The organism is uncultured Desulfovibrio sp. (assembly GCF_902477725.1).
In the GTDB taxonomy this organism is placed as follows: Bacteria; Desulfobacterota; Desulfovibrionia; order Desulfovibrionales; family Desulfovibrionaceae; genus Desulfovibrio.
The window spans coordinates 95,801-114,399 of sequence record NZ_CABSIF010000006.1; the positions used below are offsets into that span (position 1 = coordinate 95,801).

Consider the following 18,599-nt stretch of genomic DNA (forward strand, 5'->3'; position numbering starts at 1 on the left):
TAATCAATTTTAAAGAGTGGCGGCTTCTTCGACGGTTTCAAAGGCTTCGATGATGTCGCCTATCTTCACGTCGTTGAAGTTTTCAAGGCCCACGCCGCACTCGTTGCCCTTAACCACTTCCTTGGAGTCGTCCTTGAAGCGCTTGAGGGAAGAGATCTTGCCCGTGTAGACCACCACGCCATCGCGCAGCAGACGCACACCGGCATTACGGGCGATCTTGCCGTCAGCCACGTAGGAACCAGCGATAAGGCCGACCTTGGGCACGCTGAAGGTGTCGCGCACTTCGGCCTGGCCGAGGTACACTTCACGCTGCACAGGGGCGAGCATGCCAGCCATGGCGCTCTTGATATCGTCCACGAGCTTGTAAATGATCTCGTAGAAGCGGATATCCACGTTTTCGTGATCGGCCACATCCTTGATCTTGGAAGTGGGACGCACGTTGAAGCCGATAATGATAGCCTGCGAGGCAGAAGCCAGCAGAATGTCGGATTCCGTGATTGCGCCTGTACCGCCGTGCACCACGTTGATGCGCACCTTTTCCGTGCTCTGTTTGTTCAGAGCTTCGGTGATGGCTTCCAGACTGCCCTGCACGTCCGCCTTGACCACAAGGTTGAGGGTCAGGGTTTCCTGATCGGACTTGCGCTGCGACAGGAATGTTTCAAGGGTGACGCGCGATTCGGAGGCCAGATCACGTTCACGCTGCTTGATCGCGCGGGAATCGGCAATGCGGCGGGCGACCTTTTCGTCGGCCACCACAAAGAATTCCTCACCGGCTTCCGGCACGCCTTCAAAGCCCTGTACTTCCACTGGCAGCGAGGGGCTGGCGTCCTTGACCTTCTTGCCCTGATCGCTCATGAGAGCGCGCACACGGCCCGAGAAGGTGCCGCACACAAAGCTGTCGCCCTGGCGCAGGGTGCCTTCCTGAATGAGCACGGTGGCGATGGGGCCACGGCCCTTGTCGAGCTTGGCTTCCACAATATGACCGCGAGCGGGCTTGTCGGGGTTGGCCTTGAGCTCCATGATTTCAGACTGGAGGGCCACCATTTCGAGCAGTTCGTCCAGACCCATGCGGCTCTTGGCCGAAACCTTGGCAACGATGGTGTCGCCGCCCCATTCTTCGGCCTGCAAACCAAGCTCGGCCAGTTCCCGCAACACGCGGTCAGGGTCGGCGCCGGGCTTGTCCATCTTGTTCACGGCCACCATAATGGGAACATTGGCGGCGCGGGAGTGGTTGATGGCTTCGCGGGTCTGCTCCATGACGCCGTCATCGGCGGCGACCACTAGGATAACAAGGTCGGTGACCTGAGCGCCACGGGCGCGCATGGCGGTGAAGGCTTCGTGGCCGGGCGTGTCGAGGAACACGATTTCGCCGCGCTTGGTCTTCACATGGTATGCGCCGATGTGCTGCGTGATGCCGCCGGCTTCGCCGCTGGTGACGTTGGACTTGCGTATGGCGTCGAGCAACGAGGTTTTACCGTGGTCAACGTGACCCATAATGGTAACAACAGGCGGGCGCGGCTTGAGAGTTTCAGGCGCGTCCACTTCCTTGGGAACCAGATAATCGTCTTCAGAAAAGCCAACTTTTTCAACTTCGTAGCCGAATTCGGCGGCCACCAGGGTGGCGGTGTCGATATCCAGCGTCTGGTTGATGGTCGCCATGATGCCAAGACCAAAGAGTACCTTGATGATCTCGTTGGCCTTGAGGCCCATCTGGTGGGCCATGTCGGCAACGCGGATGGCTTCGGTAATACGGATCTTGCGCTTGGCGGCCTTGAGCGGCTGGGTGGACTGCGGCACCACAGAAGAACGGCCCGACTTGCGGCGGCCCTTGCCTCTGTTCAGGCGACCATTGTCGTCGTCATCGCTGCGGCGACCAAAATCACCCTGCTGAAAATCAACAGTGCGGCGACCCTTGAGGCGCTTTTTCTTGCTCTGTCCATCGCGGGTGTCGGAAGGGGAGGCAGGCGCAGCCTGCTGCCCAAAGCCGCCTGCGGGACCACCGGGACGGGGGCCGCCAGCAGAGCGCGGCGCGCCGCCGGGGCCACCGGGGCCGCCAGGACGGGGACCGCCGGGACGGGGAGGCCTGCCAGCGCCGTCTCTGGGCGGATAGCCGCCGGGGCGGCTGTCGCCAGTGCGGGCGGGGCGGGCATCCTGCGTGGGCGTAGCGCCGGGAACAGGACGGGAAATAATGCGAACCTGCGGCGTTGCCGGAGCTTCCGCACGGGGCGCGCGACGGGGCGCGGCACCTTCCTCGCCGTCTTCACTGGCGCGGGCTTCGGCAGAACGCTGGGGCAGAGTAGGCGCAGACGAGCCTTCGGGCATGGCCGAGGCATCGGGGCGCGCCACTCGGGCCTTGGCGGCCTTGTCCTGCGCTTCAGTCTTGTCGGCGTGGAGCTTTTCAGCCTGAGCCTTTGCAGCAACGGCTTCCACCACAGGGGCGGCAGGCGCTGCTTCAGGCGCTGGGGCAGACTCCGCAGCGGCGGGAGCCGGAGCTTCCACAACTTCGGGTTCTTTCTGGTCGCTGGGGCGGCTGATGACGCGCGCGGGCGAGATAACCTTGGCAGGCTTGACGATGCGGGCCTTGTGTTCGGCAGCGGGGGCCGGCTCCTGCGCGGGCTTGGAAGCCTTGGGCGCAACAGGTTCGGCAGCGGCAGCAGGAGCAGCAGGGGCCGCTTCAGCCACGGCTTCTAGCACAGGGGCAGCTTCCTTGGGCGCTTCGGTTTCAACCGGTGCGGCAACGGGGGCTTCCTGCGCTGTGGTTTCGGCTTCCTGCGGGGAGTCCTTGCGGCGGCGGCGCACGATGACGTCGCGCTGCGAACCGGCACGCTCCGCATCAACCTGTTTCTGTTCGGCAAAGTAATCGCGCAAGCGAGTGGCCTCCTCTGAGGTGACGGAACCAGTAGCGGATTTTACCGACAGGCCGAGCTCACGCGCGACACGCAGTATATCCTTGGGATCCTGCGAGATATCCCCGCCGAGATCCTTAATTTTTATTTTATCATCGGACATGTTTTCCCCCCTTGCGCCGTGTTCCGGGTCTGAATTTCGCGAACTTTGCCGCGCAGACAGGATCGGAACATACATACCAGCCTCTGCCCGGTCTGGTTTTTTCTGCGTCTAAAGTCAAAATTCCCTGCTCCGCCAGTACGTGGCGGTCGAGATCGGCCTTGGGAAAGCGGCGGCGGCAGATGACGCACATGCGCTCCGGCCCGTCACAGGCCTGCTCCCCGACTTCAACGGGCGCAGCGTTATTCTTTTGCATCTCCGCTTTCCGTGGCTGCGGGCATTTTCAGCTCCACTGCCGAGGATTCGGGAGTGCTCTCCACAATCGGGGCCAGGAAGTTGATGGCCGAGCGCAGGTCGGCAATGCGCGCCGCGCTGATAGTGAGCTTGTCAGCCAGTTCCTGGTCCGTAGCCTCGCGCAGGTTGTCCAGCGAGCTGTAACCCGCGGCCAGAAGCGCTTCAATGGAAACTTCCGCCACGCTGGCAACCTGTTCAAGGCCGTGCCCGATGGCATTGGCCTCGTTGTAGCGGGTTTCGGTAAAGATATCGACCTTCCAACCCAGCAGGCGCGCGGCAAGCTTGACGTTCTGCCCCTTGCGCCCGATGGCGTTGGTGAGCTGATCGTCAGGCACGATGACTTCCAGAAGATTTTCTTCTTCGTCCACCACGATGCGCGAAACCAGGGCCGGGGCCAGGGCGTTGCGGGCATAGGTGGCGATGTCTGCGCTCCAGACAACAATGTCGATGCGCTCGCCGTGCAGTTCCTGCACGATGTTCTGGATGCGCGAACCGCGCACGCCAACGCACGCGCCCACAGGATCCACATCGCGCTCACGCGAAAGCACGGCAACCTTGGCACGGGAGCCAGGATCACGGGCAACGCCCATGATCTGCACCACGCCATCGTCAACTTCGGGCACCTCGCGGCGGAACAGGGCGGCCATGTAGTCGCGGTGCGAACGCGAAACAACAACCTGCGGGCCGCGCCCTTCCTGACGCACTTCAATGATAAGAGCCTGTACGCGGTCGCCGCGCTTGTAATGCTCGCGCGGAATCTGTTCCTCGCGGGGCAGAATGGCTTCGGTACGGCCCAGGTTCACAACCCAGCCGCCCTTGTCGCGGCGCTGCACGATGCCGGATACAATTTCGCCCACGCGGTCCTTGTATTCGGTGTAGATGATTTCCTGCTCCGCATCACGCATGCGCTGGATGATAACCTGCTTGGCAGACTGGGCGGCAATGCGGCCAAGGTCTTCAACCTTGACGCGGAAACCCATTTCATCATCAACCTGCACGGAGGGATCATGCTTGATCGCTTCGGAGTATTCGATCTGCGTGTCAGGATTGGCAAAGTCGTCGTCTTCCATGACGATTTTGAACTGGTAGACCTCAATGTCGCCTGTTTCGTCATTGTAGGTCACTTCCACGTCCATATCTTCGCTGAAGCGGCGCAGCACCGAAGTGCGCACCGCGTCTTCAAGCGTGTCGATGAGCATGTTACGGTCAAGGCCTTTGTCCTTGCTGATCTGGTCAATGGCCTTTTTAAGTTCAAGATTCATGGGTGCCTCCGGCTGCTGGCGCTGCGGCGAAAATATCTCTGGTTCCTGCCCTGTTCACGGCGGCCAGTGAGTCTGGCCATGCCAAGCGAGTGTGCAGTTGCGTCAGGTTTTATTGGTTCTCTTCAGAACCACTGGATTTTGTTTTCTTTTCCTTGCGGGGCTTGGCCTCGGCCTTGGCGGCGGGCGCTTTGGCGCGGCCCTTGCCAGGCTTTTGCGGCTGCCTGAAAATATACATGCGGCTTGCCCTGCGCACTGCATCCCAGGGGATGCTGACCGGCGGCAGGTTTTCGGGTGTCACCTCGCCCTCGGGCGAGATGGTGGCTGGCGCCAGGGTGAATGCACTTTCTTCAACAGAAAGAAGAGTGCCGCGCCACAGGCGGCGGGGGCCACCGTGCGAGGGGTTGGGCCCCTCGGGGGCACCTTCGTTGATGGCAACGGCCCTGAGCAGACGGGCTTCCACCACATCACCAATATAATGGCGCATCTGGTCAAGGCTGAAGAAAAGTCGCGTCAGGCCGGGGGTGGAAACCTCCAGCACGTACGCCTCGGGAATCGTATCTTCCACCTCAAGGGCGAGGCCGATGTGGCGCGAGATATGCTCGCACTGCTCAAGGGTGGCAGAAAGCGCGACCAAGGTTGGCGCATCAATGTCGTCGGTGTCGGCGGGGGCGGGCTGGGTGCCGGATTCCGCAGAAAACGGCACGTCTACAAAGAGCCGAACCACTGTGCGCCCGGCGCGGACGATTTCCACTCCCCAGATAACCAGGCCCAGCGATGTTGCGAGGGGCTCGGCCAAACTGGTGATGGTTTCTTTGAGTACGTCGTCGGTCATTCGTTTCTTAGAGCATTCCTTTGCGCTGAAAATGCGCTTGCCTGGCGGGCTTGCCCTGTCACAAGGACAAAAAAAAGGGGGCCCATTCAGGCCACCCCGCAGGAACTGCGTTCCGCATCAGGATGTAGCAGTGGCGCGAACGCCAGCCGCTTTGAATGAGTTTCATTATCTTGGTGAAAAAAAAATGTCAAGATGTTTGTGCAATGCGGGCAATATCTACTAAGGTGAGTTGTCCTGTCTTGATTGATGGAGTATGGATACCACCAAATGATAAAAATGGCCTTTTTTTTCTGAAAACTAATTTTTTTTAAAAAAATGCCGAAATGCAGAGTGAGAAGAGAATAGACCGGAACAGCGGCATTAGGGGGCTGCTGTACCGTTTTGTAAACGATGGCATGCAGACGGCAAGTTTTTGCCAGGCATAAAAAGTTTTTGCGTTTTAAAGCGAGGTGGCTCAGTGAACGGTAAATTCCTTTTGTACAGTTGCGCATCAGCGCTGCTGGCAGCGGGTCTTGGTTTTGGCGTAACTCAGCTGGCGGGTATGCCCGTTTTGGCTGTTATAGTGAGCGCCCTTGTGGCGGCCTTTGGCGCGTTGGCTGTCGGTCGTGCGCTTGCAAACGGGGCTCTGCGTCAGGCTGGTGCGGCTGTCTGCGCAGTGGCTGCCAATCCCAGCCGAAGTCTGAACAATACTGATCCCTTTCTTGCTCCGCTGGTTACAAGTCTTGAAGACCTGCGGCAGGCTTTTAAAAACGACAGGGAATATAAAGACGGCATTTTGCGTGGTCTGCCCATGCCGTACCTGCTGGTGGACACCAACGAGCGCGCGCTCAGCACCAACACGGCATGCCTGAAGATGCTGGAAATCGACGACAGCATTGAATCCTGCCTTGGCAAAACACTGGCCCATCTGTTTTATAACGATCCCACGCGCAAAACCGCCGTGGGCAAGAGCATGGCCACGGGCGAGTGCTTCAAGAATCTTGAAGTGACCATCGGTGGGCACAAGGGCGGCAAGGTCAATGTGCTCGCCAACGTGTTTCCCATCTACAATGCCGAGGGGGCCTGCATTGGCGGCATGTGCGTGTATGTGGACATGACCGCGCTCAATGAGGCGCAGCGGCAGATCACGGAAAAGAACCAGCGTATGGCCGAAGTGGCCCAGGCGCTGGAAGAAACCATGGATGAACTGGCCCAGATCGTGGTGGCGCTTACCGGCAGCATCCGGCAGTCGGACAAAAATGCCGCCATCGCCGCAGGGCAGCTTAAAGAGGCCGCCTCCTCCATGGGCCACATGAACGCGAGAGTGCAGGAAGTTGCCGGCAATGCGGATAAAGCCGCCGAAGCTTCAGGCCACACCATGTCCAAGGCCACCACAGGGGCGGAAGTTGTGCAGAACGCCCTGCACGGCATTGAAAACGTGCACCGTGTCACGCTTGAATTGCGTACTGATATGGCCACGCTGGAATCACATGCCAGAGCCATTACCGAGATCATGAACGTTATTTCAGATATTGCCGACCAGACCAACCTGCTGGCCCTCAACGCCGCCATTGAAGCGGCCCGTGCTGGTGAAGCCGGGCGCGGTTTTGCCGTGGTGGCCGATGAAGTGCGCAAACTGGCAGAAAAAACGATGGCTTCCACCACGGATGTGGGCCGTGCCATTGAGGCCATTCAGCAAAGCGCCGCCAAGAGCATGTCATCCATGGACAATGCCGTGCAGCAGGTGGAGCAGGCCACAGACTACGCCAAGCAGTCTGGCGAGGCGCTGGACGCCATCGTGGGTACGGTGGAAAACACCGTGGGGCAGGTCAAGGCCATCGCCGCTGCCAGCGAAGAGCAGTCAGCCGCCAGCGAGCAGATCACCCACACCATTGATCAGGTGAACCACATGGTGGCCGACACGTCCCAATCCATGGGTCAGGCAAGCATGGAAACCGACAAGCTTCAGGAGCTGACCGACAAACTGGAAGACCTGACAGCGCAACTGAAAGTGTAGCGCAGTTTTTTGCCTCAAGGCAGTACAAGACCCGTTGCAGCCGGATAGAGCGATAAGCGCGCAATATCTGTCTGGGACGGGTCTTTTTTGTGGTAAAATGCCTGGAGGTTCTATAGTTGCTCGTTCACGCCCAGCACCATCTCAAGGACGGCGTCAGCTAGCAGGGCGGCAGCTTCGGTCACACGGGGAGCAAGGGGCGGGGCCAGCAGGATATCCGTGCTAAAGTCGCCCACGAGCACCAGATTGCCAAGATAGCGTTTACGCATGGCTTTGCCGCCCCAGCCGCCCATGCCCGATGCGCTGGCTATGCGATAGCCGCCGAGCATGGCTGTTTCCACCAGCAGTGTCTTGTCGTCTGGCCCGTCAAAGGCTTCCACCCAGATGGGGCAGGCGGGCAGCACCTCAGCCATGTTGTTCTGGTCAAGGCGCATGCGTCGCGCTTCCACGCCCATTTCGGGATTCAGTTCCAGCAGCAGCTCTGCCAGGGCTTCGACCTTGGGGCGCCCCACATGCCGGGGCCAGTATTGCTGGCGGTTGAGATTGGAGGCGTCCACCACGTCATCGTCCACCAGCACCAGATTGCCCACACCGCTGCGGGCCAGCATCAGGGCTGCGTTTGAGCCAAGCCCCCCCGCTCCGGCAATGCCCACGCGGGCGGCGCGCAGGGTCGCCAGTTGGTCTGGGCTGAGGTAGCGGGCAAGGCCCGTGTGAAGTGCATTGTGCATGGCGTGGATCCGTAAGTTGGTTGTTTGGCCTGGAATTGTTAGCTTGTTTTACACGGCGGCCTGGTGTGCGCCAGACCGCCGTGCGATAGCTGCAAGCAGTTTTTTATACGGCCACCGGGTCTTCCCAGTCTTTAAGCACAGCCTGATAGCCTATGCCCGCGAGTGATGCCGCCATTTCTTCAAGGCTGCGGCGGTCGGTGATCTCAAACTGGCCGGGATTGTGCAGATCTTCGGTTGCGCGGCCGCCCACGGCGGTGGAAACACCGGCGGAAACTCTGGTTACGCCGATGGGGACCAGGTGATCGCGCATAAAGGCGCTTTCGCGGCTGGAGCAGGTGATGCCCGCGCGCGGCAAGAAGCAGCGCATGGCCGTAACATATTGTACAAGATGGCGGTCGTCCACACCGTGCTGCACGTCAAAATTGCCTTCATGCGGGCAGATGCGCGGGATGGAAACGCTCACATCCACCCCGGGATAGCGCCTTTGCAGCCACCATGCGTGCAGGCCTGTGGCAAAGGCGTCCTGCTCAAAAGATTCCAGCCCCAGCAATGCGCCCACGCCGATGGAGCGGATGCCGCCCTCTGCCGCACGCTGCGGCGCATTGAGCCTGAAGCCGTAATCATGCTTGGGGCCAACCGGGTGCAGCCATGCGTAAAGTTCCGGATTATACGTCTCCTGAAACATGGTCATGCTGTCCACGCCTGCGTTCACCAGTAGTTCATATTCTTCGGTGGTGAGCGAATAGACTTCCACGCCCACCGAGGCAAAGCGGGGTTTGATGCGGCGGGCCGCATCAGCAATATATTGCGGCGAGGACAGATGCCGCGCATCGCCCGTCAGCAGCAAAATGTGCTGAAAGCCCTTGTCGGCGATAACGTCGGCCTCCGCAGCAGCCTCATCAATACTCAGATGGCGGCGTGGTTGCTTGTTCTTGGCATTGAATCCGCAGTAGCGGCACTGGTTGGTGCAGACATCGGAGATGTAGAGCGGCGTGAATATGTTTACGGCCTTGCCAAAGAAACGCAGGGTCAGGTCGCGCGCACGGCGGGCCATGGCCTCAAGGTGCGGAGCAGCCGCAGGTGAAAGCAGGGTAAGGAAATCGGCTGGCTGCAAAATTTCCTTTTGCAGCACGGCCAGAACATCCGCTTCTGTGGCGCGTGCGGCTCCTTCTGCCCGGCGGGCTGAGGGCCACGCCTGCAAGTATTCCTGAAAAGTTTCCATGTGTGATCCTTATAAGCGGTCGGCTGCCAGCGTTTTGGCTGGCGGTCAACATGGTGTGTACTGCAAACGTTAGCGGAGAAATCCCGTCAGCGGTGAAGACGCTTCCGCGCCTTGGCCCCGCGCCTTGACCGCGCCGGGGCCAGCCAGCCATGCATCGCGCCCGGCCCGTACCGCCGCGCCGAATGCGCGGGCCATGCTGACGGGGTCGCTGGACGAGGCAATGGCCGTGTTTACCAAACAGGCAGCCGCGCCCATTTCCATGGCCTCGCAAGCCTCCGAGGGGCGGCCAATGCCCGCGTCCACCACAATGGGCAGGTCGATTTCTTCAATCAGGATGCCCACCATTTCCTTGGTGCGCAGGCCCCTGTTGGTGCCGATGGGCGCACCCAGCGGCATGACGGCTGCCGCGCCCGCGTTGACGCAGGCCCGCGCCACGTAGAGATCGGGATTGATGTAGGGCAGCACGGTAAAGCCGTCTTTGGCGAGTATTTCCGTAGCCTTGGCAGTTTCGTAGCCGTCAGGCAACAGATGGCGGGTGTCGGAAATGACTTCAATTTTTATCCAGTCGCCGCAACCCGCTGCACGCGCCAGCCGGGCCAGACGCACCGCTTCCTCGGCGGTTCGCGCACCCGAGGTGTTGGGCAAAAGGCGCATGTGGGCGGGAATATGCCCCATGATGCCCTGGCTGGAGGCCTGATTTTCGGCCTGTTTGTCCACACGCCGCATGGCCACGGTGATGACTTGCGCGCCGCTGGCTTCGGCCACTGAAGGGATGAGGCTGTCGGCTCCGTATTTGCCGGTGCCGATGAAAAGACGGCTTGTAAGGGTGACGCCGCCGATGATGAAAGGATCGTTCATTGTGCTCTCCGTCTGGAATGTGCTGGTAAAATGATGGTATTCTGGGCCGGGAACAGGGCTGGCCTGTTATCCTCCGCCCACAAAGTGCACGATTTCCAGACTGTCGCCCCCGCAGAGCAGGGTTTGGGCAAAACGCTCGCGGGGCAGGATTTCTCCGTTGCGTTCAACGACAACCCGTGCCGTATCATGTCCGCGCGCCGCCAGAAGTTCGGCAACGCTGCATGATTCGGCAATGGCTTCGGTTTCCCCGTTGACTGTGACATCCATACGCGCCTCCAGAGGAAAACAACCGATGGGCTGTTTCCGAGGTTGAGGTTGTAATGGTTCTGCGGGGTAACTGATGCCGGACGGCATAAAACAGAAATGCCCGCAAAAACCATTACGGCTGCGGGCGAGCACAATCCTGCAAATAAATGCAGGTTGGCCAGCTTCCCTTCGTCGGCACTATCCGCGTCAGGTGCAGAACCGCGTTGTTTTGCGCGATTCTAGGGGTCAGGGCGCTATCACCCTTTCTCAGCCTTTGAGGCTCCCCCAGCCGGTTTTTTGAGTTTAGGCCCAGGCAGGGAGGAATGCAAGCAAAACGCGCAGCACCTGAGCCGCCGAGCGGCAAACAGCAGAAATTATCGTGCACAGTTTTTTGAAGAGTGCTGACAATGCTTGGAATAAAGTGCTTGCATGGATTCACGAAAAGGGTGAAAATTTTCACATCACTGCTTGGAATATGCGATTATAAGCAACCTACCTTCTGAAACAGTAGTAAACAACTGTACTAATGGCGCACTCACGGTGCTGGTTCCTTAAAACCATGCAGGATGTATGCTGATTTGCTTTGGACAGAGTCCTCTGCGAGTGCATTGAGCGGACAATTTGTATGGACAGAAGTTGGTATTGAGGGTAGGTCGAAAAGCAGGAAAGTTTATGATTAGCAATGTTGACCAGTTAACTGGGGATTCTGGTTGGTCGCGGTTGTGATGCCCGACGCATTGGCAAGGAGGAAGCAGACTGTGCATTGTTCCGCGGGATTCAGTAGCGTTTTTCTGGGGTAGCGGCTGTGTGCTTTGGAATGATTTGCAGGCTGCGACCAGAAGAACAAAACAGGGAGAGACACGATGGAAAGCTTGGAGCACATTAATGCCATCACGCTAGTGTTTGCGGCATTGTGCATATTTGCCATTGCCTACCGGGTGTATGGCATTTTTCTGGCAAACAAGGTTCTGAAACTGGACGCGGGCCGTATTACGCCCGCCGTTCGTTTTGCTGATGGTCACGACTACGTCAAAACCAACGAATTTGTTCTCTACGGCCACCATTTTGCCGCCATCGCGGCTGCTGGGCCGCTGGTTGGCCCTGTGCTTGCCGCGCAGTTCGGCTACTTGCCCGGCGCGCTGTGGATTCTGATTGGCTGCGTGCTCGGCGGCGCAGTGCACGACATGGTGGTGCTGTTCGCCTCCGTGCGGCACAAGGGCCAGAGCCTTTCGGCTATCGCCCAGCGCGAGGTTGGCCCCGTTACGGGTACCGTGGCGGGCATCGCCGTGCTGTGCATTCTTATCCTGACCCTGGCCGGTCTTTCGCTGGCCTGCATCAGCGCCATGCACAACGCGCCCTGGTCGCTGTTTATCGTGGTCATCACCATGCCTATCGCCATGCTCATGGGCCTGATCATGCGCTTCAAGCAGAACAGCGTTCTGCTTGCCAGCCTTGTGGGTCTGGTGCTGCTGGTTGTGGGTATTCTGAGCGGCCATGATCTCATGCAGAAGGACGTTCTGGGCTGGGCCTTTGACTGGAACCGCGACACCGTGGCTCTGGCCATCGCTGGCTACGGCTTCCTCGCTTCCGTTCTGCCCGTGTGGTTCCTGCTGGTGCCGCGCGACTATCTTTCCACCTATCTCAAGATCGGCACCATCCTTATGCTGGCCGTGGGCATCATCTTTGTGCAGCCCACCCTGCTCATGCCCACCGTTACTCCCTTTATTAACGGCGGTGGCCCCGTGATCGGCGGGCCTGCATTGCCCTTTATCTTCATCACCATCGCTTGCGGCGCCATGTCCGGCTTCCATGCCATCATCGGCACAGGCACAACGCCCAAAATGATCGGCAACGAGCGCGACATCCTCTTTGTGGGTTACGGCGCCATGCTGACCGAAGGTTTTGTTGCCATCATGGCCTTGATCGCCGCCTGCACCCTGATGCCCGGCGACTATTTTGCCATCAACTCCACCCCTGACAAGTTCAGCTCGCTGATCGCCGCGCACCCCGCGTTGAATACTGTTGACCTGGGCTTCTTTGAAGAAAAGATCGGCCTGAACCTGCATGCCCGCCCCGGCGGCGCAGTTTCTCTGGCCGTGGGCATGGCCCACATTTTCCACAAGATCCCCTACATGGATCACCTGATGGCCTACTGGTACAACTTTGCCGTCATGTTTGAAGCCGTCTTCATCCTGACCGCCATTGACGCCGGTACCCGCGTGGGCCGCTTCTTCCTGCAGGAAATGCTGGGCAAGGTGTACGCGCCCTTTGGCGACAAGAACTGGATGCCCGGCGTCTACATCACCAGCTTCATCTTCACGTCCATGTGGGGCTACCTGATGTACACCGGCAACATCAGCAACATCTGGCCCCTGTTCGGTCTGAGCAACCAGCTGCTTGCTGGCTGCGCCCTGATCGTGTGCACCTCCATGCTGCTGCGCATGAACCGCGGCAAGCTCAGCCTTGTTACGGCCATCCCCGGTATCTTCCTGACCGCCGTGACCTTCTGGGCTGGCTACTTGCAGGTCACCAAGACCTACATCCCCGGCGGCAAGTATCTGCTTGCTTTCCTGGCCTGCCTGGTCATGGTGCTGATGGTCTTTGTGCTTGTGGGCACCATCCGCCGCTGGATTGAGCTTATGAACATCAAGGGTACGGTTAACGACGCTTACGGCGAACCCGTGCGCGTCCTGGCCGAAGAATAACAGAAGAATAACTGAGAGCCGCCGCTGGCGGCGGGCATAACAAAGCTCCCCCGGAATCTCGCGGTTCCGGGGGAGCTTTTTGTTTATGGCAAGTGCCAGCGATGGCTTGCAGGCTGCGCGAAAGAAGAACGTTACTTCAGCTTGCCCTCAAGGGCCTCGGCAGCAATCTGGCTGGCGGTTTTTTCGTAAACATCTTCGCCGTCAAAAAGTTCGCAGGGAGCGGTATTGTCCGCTTCGGCCAGTCGGCGCAAGGCAGGGGCGTCCATGAGGTCAGGCGGCAGTTGGCTGAGCGCCCATGCGGCCATGCCCTGGCACACAGGGTCAACGTCTTCCAGCCCTTTCAGCAGCCAGGGGCGGGCGGTCAGGCACAATTGCGGGCGTGCCTGGGCAAGACGACCGATGGCCCAGTAGCAGGAGCGGCGCAGGGTGTCGTTGTCGCAATAATTGTCATCGCGGCCAAGATCAATGATGTAGCTGATAAGAATGCGGTGAAAATCCTTGGCCAGGGATTCGCTGGCAGCGAGGATTTCTGCAAAGGCCTCGGGGATGCCCCAGCCGATGTTGCCGGATTCTTCGTTGAGGTGCCACATGAGGCGGCGGATGATATTCCTGGCCGTTTCCGGCTGTTCCTGCATCAGGCGCGCCGTTATCTGCCCCAGCGCAACTGCGGCGCGGTGCATGGTCTGGGGGCCGAGCAGAAGAAAGGAAAAGAGCGGCCCTACATTTTCAAGGCCGCCTTGGGCGATTTCGTCCAGGTGTTCGCGCCACTGCGGGCTGACAAGGCATTCCTTAAGCTTTTGTTTTGTGGATCGCATGCGGGCCATGAGCAGTTCCTCCACGGTCTGTTTCCAAGCTTGCATTCATAGTGAGCGCTTTTGAGCAATCTGGCAAGGCAGGAATCTGGTGAGTTGTTTCGCCTTGCGGCGGGATTGCGCCCTTCGGGCGCGGAATTTTCGCCACCTGGCGAAATTGGGGACGCCTGCCCGGCGCGGGGCAAGTGTGGGGCTTGGGGGAATAGAGCGTATTTTTTGCCCTTCGGGCACGGAATTTTCGCCACCTGGCGAAGTTTGGGACGCCTCCCCGGCGCGGGGCAAAGGGGACCGGTTATGGGGCTGCGCCCCCTCCTCGGCCCCCTCTGCACTCCCCCCGGAGCACCCTCCTGGCAGTTTTTAATTCTCGTGGGATTGCGAGGGCACGCGTCTTGTGCTGCGGGAGCTTCCTTCTCTCGCTGCGCTCGCTCAGGCGATCTCCCTCCGCGACGCGTAAATGCCAGAGGCCGCTTTCGCTTCGCTCAGTAACCGTTTCAGCCAACACTTATTGTCTAGATTGGATATTGAAAAATTGCGAATAACAGGAATCAGAGCCGTCATCAGAAGGGGGTCATGAAGTCGCCTTCCTTATACTCGCCGGAGCGGAGCGAAGGCGATGGTTGGTGTTGGGCGAATTTGCAAAATACGCTTTTTGCGGGCTGAACAGGAAGCGCCGGGATTTTGAGCGCAGCGTACTCATGTACGTGAGCATCAAAATCCCGGCGCTGACGCATTCAGGCCGTAAAAGTCGGGTTTGCGTAAATCAGCCTGACAGGCTCACCATGCCTGTCTTAATGGGCAAGTTCTTTACGACTGCCTTAAAGGGTACAGAAAAAAATCACCCAGAACGGCACGCTGAAATCAAGTATCATGGCATGTACGATGGAAACAAAAATCCAGTCCTTGCCGCAATACTTTGTAATAACAGGCAGCGTCGTATCCATGGTAGACGCCCCGCCGCAACTGATCGGTGCCAGCGGGCCAAGATACTTCGCCAGCAAGGGCGTGAGCAGCAACGTGATGAGCTCACGGGCAATATTGCTGATAAGCGCAATAGTGCCCAGCTCCGGCCCCTTGTATTGCGAAATGAAGATGGACGACAGCGAGTAGTAGGCAAAGCCCGCGCCCACGGCCATGCATTCGCTCACGCTGTAGGCCAGAAACAGACTCATGAGAGCCGTGCCCGCAAATGTGCCCACAGTGGTTGCCAGCGGCAGCAGCAAAACGCGCGGGCGCAACGTGCGCAAAATTTCGCCCAGCCTGCGATCCGAACCGATGGAAATGCCCACCAGCAGCATGAGCAGCCACAGGGCGTATATCGTGAAGTCGTGCTCCACCAGATAGGTGGGTATCAGCTCCACGCGGGCAAGCAACACACCGGAACAAAAGAAAAACAGGATGATAAGGCTACCCTTCATGGTTGGGTGCCTCAGCATCGGACGCCTTTTGTTGGGGAGAAATCCCTGTGGGAGTGGGCGTTTTGGTGAAGAATCGGCGGATCATCGCTACGCAGGCAAAGGAACCCAGAATGCCCGCAACCGTGAGGGCCAGGGCAGCGCCGCCAAGCCGAGGCAGGGACTGCATGAGCAGCTCGTTGCTGCCTACGGATATGCCAAGAGCAAAAAGCAGCAGCATGATGGCGGGTGTGACGCAACGTGTCAGCGAGGTGATCCAGGGCTGGCCGCGCAGCAGAAAGCCAAGGGCCATGCCAAGAAAGGTAAGTCCAAGCGCAATAAACATGGAAAGAAAATCTCCTCTCGGTCGCCCATGAGCGACAATGAAGGGCAGCCCGAAGCGCGCGGCGACCCCCACGTGTCCTGTTTGCGGGTCTTAGCGCAAAATGTGGCGCAGGGCTTCGCGCAGCAGGGCCAGCATGGATGCATAACGCTGGTCGAACTGGAGCAGGTTGTCCACGTCCCAGAGAACCCATACCAGCTTGCCGCGGTGGCGGATTTGTTGGGGAGGCCGCAGCCCGCCGGGGAGCGCAACGGCATTGGCTGCCGCCGAACCCATGACCACCACGCCTCTGGCGCGGAGTTGGGCAGCGCCAGACCAGAACACGTCCGCATTGGCCGCAAAGCCATTGTCCGCCATGGGTGGTACGGCTGGCGGCAATGCAGCGGGATCGGGAGGGAGGCACGAGGGCCAGAAGGTATGCGTACCAGCGGGATGCCCCAGATCTTTCAGCAGGCGCTGCAAAAACTGGCGGCGTTCCAGACGGCCCGGAGTCTGCGGGTCGCAGAGGTCGGGGCCAAGATTCCAGTATGTCCACAATATGGGGCCGGGGCGGGTCTGTTCCAGTCGGGCCTGCCATGGGGCGGGCCACACGTGGGGAGGCAAGGGCAGCCAAGCGGCGGCCTTGCTCGGTTCTGCGGCTGGAGCGGCTTCGGCATGGGCGGTATCCGGCCCTGCGGGCATGTGGGGTCGCCGCTGGGGGGGGACTTCTCGGCTTGCCACGGGGCTTGCCGATCGCGGACTTTGCTGTTGCTTGCCTTGCTGCTGACCACGTTGCTGCCAAGGCTGGCGCTCACGCGCGGGCTGGCCTGTGCGCGCCTGGCTGTGGGCGTTGGCAGATGCCGCGCGAGACGCCTCCTGTTGGGGGGCGGCAAAGGCATCGTAGCCTTCGGGCATGAGCAGGGTGGTAAGCCCCCGGCGCTGCCAGAGCGCGCTGACGGGGTTCACGAGCGCAAAAGCCATGAACACAGTTCCCAGGCCACATCAGCCTTGCTTTGGTTGGGCCAGATTTCTTCATGCCCGGTTGCGTCTACAACAGCCATGGAATTGGTGGCAGCGCCAAAGCCGCTGTCTGTGGCGTTGACGCGGTTGGCGGCCAGCACATCGGCCTTTTTGCCTTGGAGCTTGGTATGGGCCAGAGGCAGCAGGGCCTGCATGTCGGCGGCGGTTTCTGCGGCAAAGCCCAGCACCTTCTGGCCTGGCTTGCGGCCCTCGGAAAGGGTGCGCAGAATATCGGGGTTGGGCGTAAAGGCCACGGTGAGGCCGTCCGGCGCGTCCGCTTTCTTGAATTTGCGGGGGCCAAAGGGCTGGGGCGAAAAATCTGCCACAGCAGCGGTGAACATGCCCATGTCCATGCCGGGCCAGACATCGGCGGCGACCTGAAACATGTCGCGCGCGCTCACAACATCGTGCCGGACGATTTCACGCGGCAAACGTGCGCGCACACCGGGGCCGCAGACGGCAGTAACCTCTGCGCCGCGCAGCCATGCCGCCACGGCCAGCGCCGCGCCCATGAGGCCGCTGGAAGGATTTGACCAGAAGCGCACGCCGTCCCATGCCTCGCGGGTGGGGCCAAGCGTGACCATAACGCGCTTGCCCGCCATATCCTGCGGTGAAAGCGCGCGCAGGGCAGCCAGAAAAATATCGTGCAGGGGGGCAAGACGGCCCTCGCCCTGTTCGCCGCAGGCCGTGCCGCCGCATGCTGGGATTACAATATGCGCCCCGCGTTGCCGCAAAATGTCAATGTTGGCCTGCGTGGCTGGGTTGGCCCACATGCGCGGATTCATGGCCGGGGCGATCACCATTGGCCCGTCAAAGGCCAGAGCCTGCGCGGCCAGCATGTCGCCCGCCGCGCCGTGCGCCAGACGGAACAGGGCGTCAGCCGATGCCGGAGCCACTACCAGAGCCTGCGCGTGTTGTCCCGGTTCAAGGTGGGAAAAAACATCCTGCCCCTGTGAAAACATGTCTTCATACACCGGGGCAGCGCCCAGCGACTCAAAGAGCAGGGGAGCCACAAAGCGGCGCGCGCCCGGAGTGAGCGTGGCCGAAACATGCATGCCCATGCCTGTCCACGCGCGCAAAAGATCGGCGGCCTTGTAGCAGGCCACGGAACCGCAAACTCCAAGGTGCAGGCGTTTGCGTTCGTAACGGGTGCTCTGGTCAAAGGGAGTGTTCAGGCCACTTTTGCTTTCGCTCATAGGTTTCGCTCCTGTAGACCGCCTTTGTTGCCGCCCCAGCTTTCAGTAAAGCCGGGCTTGGGGGAGGAATTCATGCCGCCGCCACCGCCAGAGCTTTCGCTGTAACCGGACGAGCTGCCGCTGCCGCTGTTGCCCCCGCCGTAGCCGCTGGTGCCAGTATTTTCCTGCATGGGCAGGGTTGCGCCATCGGGCATGCGGTCGGCAACCCAGATGGCAAGCACGGTGCCCATGGTTTCCCGTTCAATTGTCAGTGTAGCCATTGTTGAGCCGCGTTCGTACACGTATACGCTGCGTATGCCTTTGCGTTGGGCCATACGTAAATGCCAGCCCTGACCCTGCAAACCGGTGAACATGATCTGGGCTACAAAGCCCATGTCGGCATCACCGCGAAATATTTCAAGCCCTTGCGCGCCACCAGCCCCGGCGGTCTGGTATCCGTGGGTGGGGAAACGCTGCATTCCGGCAGGTGTGGAAACCCCCAAAAGTTGGCTTGTGCCAGTATCAACGCCGCCCGTAAGGGGGTCATTGGTAAAGGGATTGCTGATTTCCATCGTCGAGCAGCCCGCCATCAGAGCGGCAAGCAGGGTGACTGCAAGGATGACAAGCGGGCGTCGCATGGCTATAATCTCCTCCTCCCGGCGTGAAATGCTCCGGAAGCAACCCAAGTACACTAGCGCCTCCGCCGCATGCTGACAAGTCCGCGGCGTGAGAG

16 protein-coding genes are annotated in these 18,599 nt (G+C 59.9%); 2 read left to right on the forward strand and 14 right to left on the reverse strand.

What is annotated here, in order from left to right:
* Nucleotides 1-9: 9 nt before the first annotated feature.
* The 4 genes from infB to rimP form a co-directional block, all read right to left on the reverse strand.
* The gene (infB, locus tag RDK48_RS06935; protein ID WP_298998356.1) at nucleotides 10-3,009 is read right to left on the reverse strand and encodes a translation initiation factor IF-2; all 3,000 of its coding nucleotides are present in this window, start codon (nucleotides 3,007-3,009) and stop codon (nucleotides 10-12) included.
* Entirely contained in the window at nucleotides 2,999-3,262 is a 264-nt protein-coding gene (locus RDK48_RS06940; protein WP_022659908.1) for a YlxR family protein, read from the reverse strand. The genes infB and RDK48_RS06940 overlap by 11 nt, the downstream gene beginning before the upstream one ends.
* The gene (gene nusA / locus RDK48_RS06945) at nucleotides 3,249-4,562 is read right to left on the reverse strand and encodes a transcription termination factor NusA (RefSeq protein ID WP_291443499.1); all 1,314 of its coding nucleotides are present in this window, start codon (nucleotides 4,560-4,562) and stop codon (nucleotides 3,249-3,251) included. The genes RDK48_RS06940 and nusA overlap by 14 nt, the downstream gene beginning before the upstream one ends.
* A gap of 109 nt (nucleotides 4,563-4,671) precedes the next feature.
* Nucleotides 4,672-5,394: a ribosome maturation factor RimP gene (gene rimP, locus RDK48_RS06950; protein WP_298998359.1), complete on the reverse strand. Its 723-nt coding sequence runs from the start codon at nucleotides 5,392-5,394 to the stop codon at nucleotides 4,672-4,674.
* 457 nt (nucleotides 5,395-5,851) lie between these two features.
* Here rimP and RDK48_RS06955 point away from each other — a divergent pair, with 457 nt between their 5' ends.
* Nucleotides 5,852-7,390 (forward strand): methyl-accepting chemotaxis protein, encoded by a 1,539-nt coding sequence (locus RDK48_RS06955; protein WP_298998361.1) that lies wholly within the window; start codon nucleotides 5,852-5,854, stop codon nucleotides 7,388-7,390.
* Between the two features lie 110 nt (nucleotides 7,391-7,500).
* Here RDK48_RS06955 and thiF read toward each other — a convergent pair whose 3' ends face one another.
* From thiF to thiS, 4 genes are all read right to left on the reverse strand, one after another.
* Nucleotides 7,501-8,115: a sulfur carrier protein ThiS adenylyltransferase ThiF gene (gene thiF, locus RDK48_RS06960; RefSeq protein ID WP_298998363.1), complete on the reverse strand. Its 615-nt coding sequence runs from the start codon at nucleotides 8,113-8,115 to the stop codon at nucleotides 7,501-7,503.
* A gap of 103 nt (nucleotides 8,116-8,218) precedes the next feature.
* A complete protein-coding gene (gene thiH, locus RDK48_RS06965) occupies nucleotides 8,219-9,337 on the reverse strand; it encodes a 2-iminoacetate synthase ThiH (RefSeq protein ID WP_298998365.1) in 1,119 nt (372 codons plus the stop codon).
* Between the two features lie 69 nt (nucleotides 9,338-9,406).
* Nucleotides 9,407-10,195 (reverse strand): thiazole synthase, encoded by a 789-nt coding sequence (locus tag RDK48_RS06970; protein WP_298998367.1) that lies wholly within the window; start codon nucleotides 10,193-10,195, stop codon nucleotides 9,407-9,409.
* Between the two features lie 66 nt (nucleotides 10,196-10,261).
* Nucleotides 10,262-10,462, reverse strand: coding sequence for a sulfur carrier protein ThiS (gene thiS / locus RDK48_RS06975; RefSeq protein WP_298998370.1), 201 nt, complete (start codon nucleotides 10,460-10,462; stop codon nucleotides 10,262-10,264).
* An 842-nt stretch (nucleotides 10,463-11,304) separates the two neighbouring features.
* Here thiS and RDK48_RS06980 point away from each other — a divergent pair.
* Nucleotides 11,305-13,146, forward strand: a complete 1,842-nt coding sequence (locus tag RDK48_RS06980) for a carbon starvation protein A (RefSeq protein ID WP_298998372.1) — start codon at nucleotides 11,305-11,307, stop codon at nucleotides 13,144-13,146.
* A gap of 131 nt (nucleotides 13,147-13,277) precedes the next feature.
* On the opposite strand, the gene RDK48_RS06985 is transcribed toward RDK48_RS06980, so the two are convergent.
* The 6 genes from RDK48_RS06985 to RDK48_RS07010 form a co-directional block, all read right to left on the reverse strand.
* The gene (locus tag RDK48_RS06985; protein WP_308587858.1) at nucleotides 13,278-13,970 is read right to left on the reverse strand and encodes a DVU0298 family protein; all 693 of its coding nucleotides are present in this window, start codon (nucleotides 13,968-13,970) and stop codon (nucleotides 13,278-13,280) included.
* An 803-nt stretch (nucleotides 13,971-14,773) separates the two neighbouring features.
* Complete coding sequence (locus RDK48_RS06990; RefSeq protein WP_298998376.1) at nucleotides 14,774-15,373, reverse strand: lysine exporter LysO family protein; 600 nt, start codon at nucleotides 15,371-15,373, stop codon at nucleotides 14,774-14,776.
* The gene (locus tag RDK48_RS06995; RefSeq protein ID WP_298998378.1) at nucleotides 15,363-15,695 is read right to left on the reverse strand and encodes a LysO family transporter; all 333 of its coding nucleotides are present in this window, start codon (nucleotides 15,693-15,695) and stop codon (nucleotides 15,363-15,365) included. Before RDK48_RS06995 ends, RDK48_RS06990 begins: the two co-directional genes overlap by 11 nt.
* Before the next feature lie 90 nt (nucleotides 15,696-15,785).
* Nucleotides 15,786-16,652, reverse strand: coding sequence for a hypothetical protein (locus RDK48_RS07000; protein WP_298998380.1), 867 nt, complete (start codon nucleotides 16,650-16,652; stop codon nucleotides 15,786-15,788).
* Complete coding sequence (gene coaBC / locus RDK48_RS07005; RefSeq protein ID WP_298998382.1) at nucleotides 16,634-17,887, reverse strand: bifunctional phosphopantothenoylcysteine decarboxylase/phosphopantothenate--cysteine ligase CoaBC; 1,254 nt, start codon at nucleotides 17,885-17,887, stop codon at nucleotides 16,634-16,636. The genes RDK48_RS07000 and coaBC overlap by 19 nt, the downstream gene beginning before the upstream one ends.
* Nucleotides 17,884-18,504 (reverse strand): hypothetical protein, encoded by a 621-nt coding sequence (locus RDK48_RS07010; RefSeq protein WP_298998384.1) that lies wholly within the window; start codon nucleotides 18,502-18,504, stop codon nucleotides 17,884-17,886. Before RDK48_RS07010 ends, coaBC begins: the two co-directional genes overlap by 4 nt.
* Between the last annotated feature and the right edge of the window lie 95 nt (nucleotides 18,505-18,599).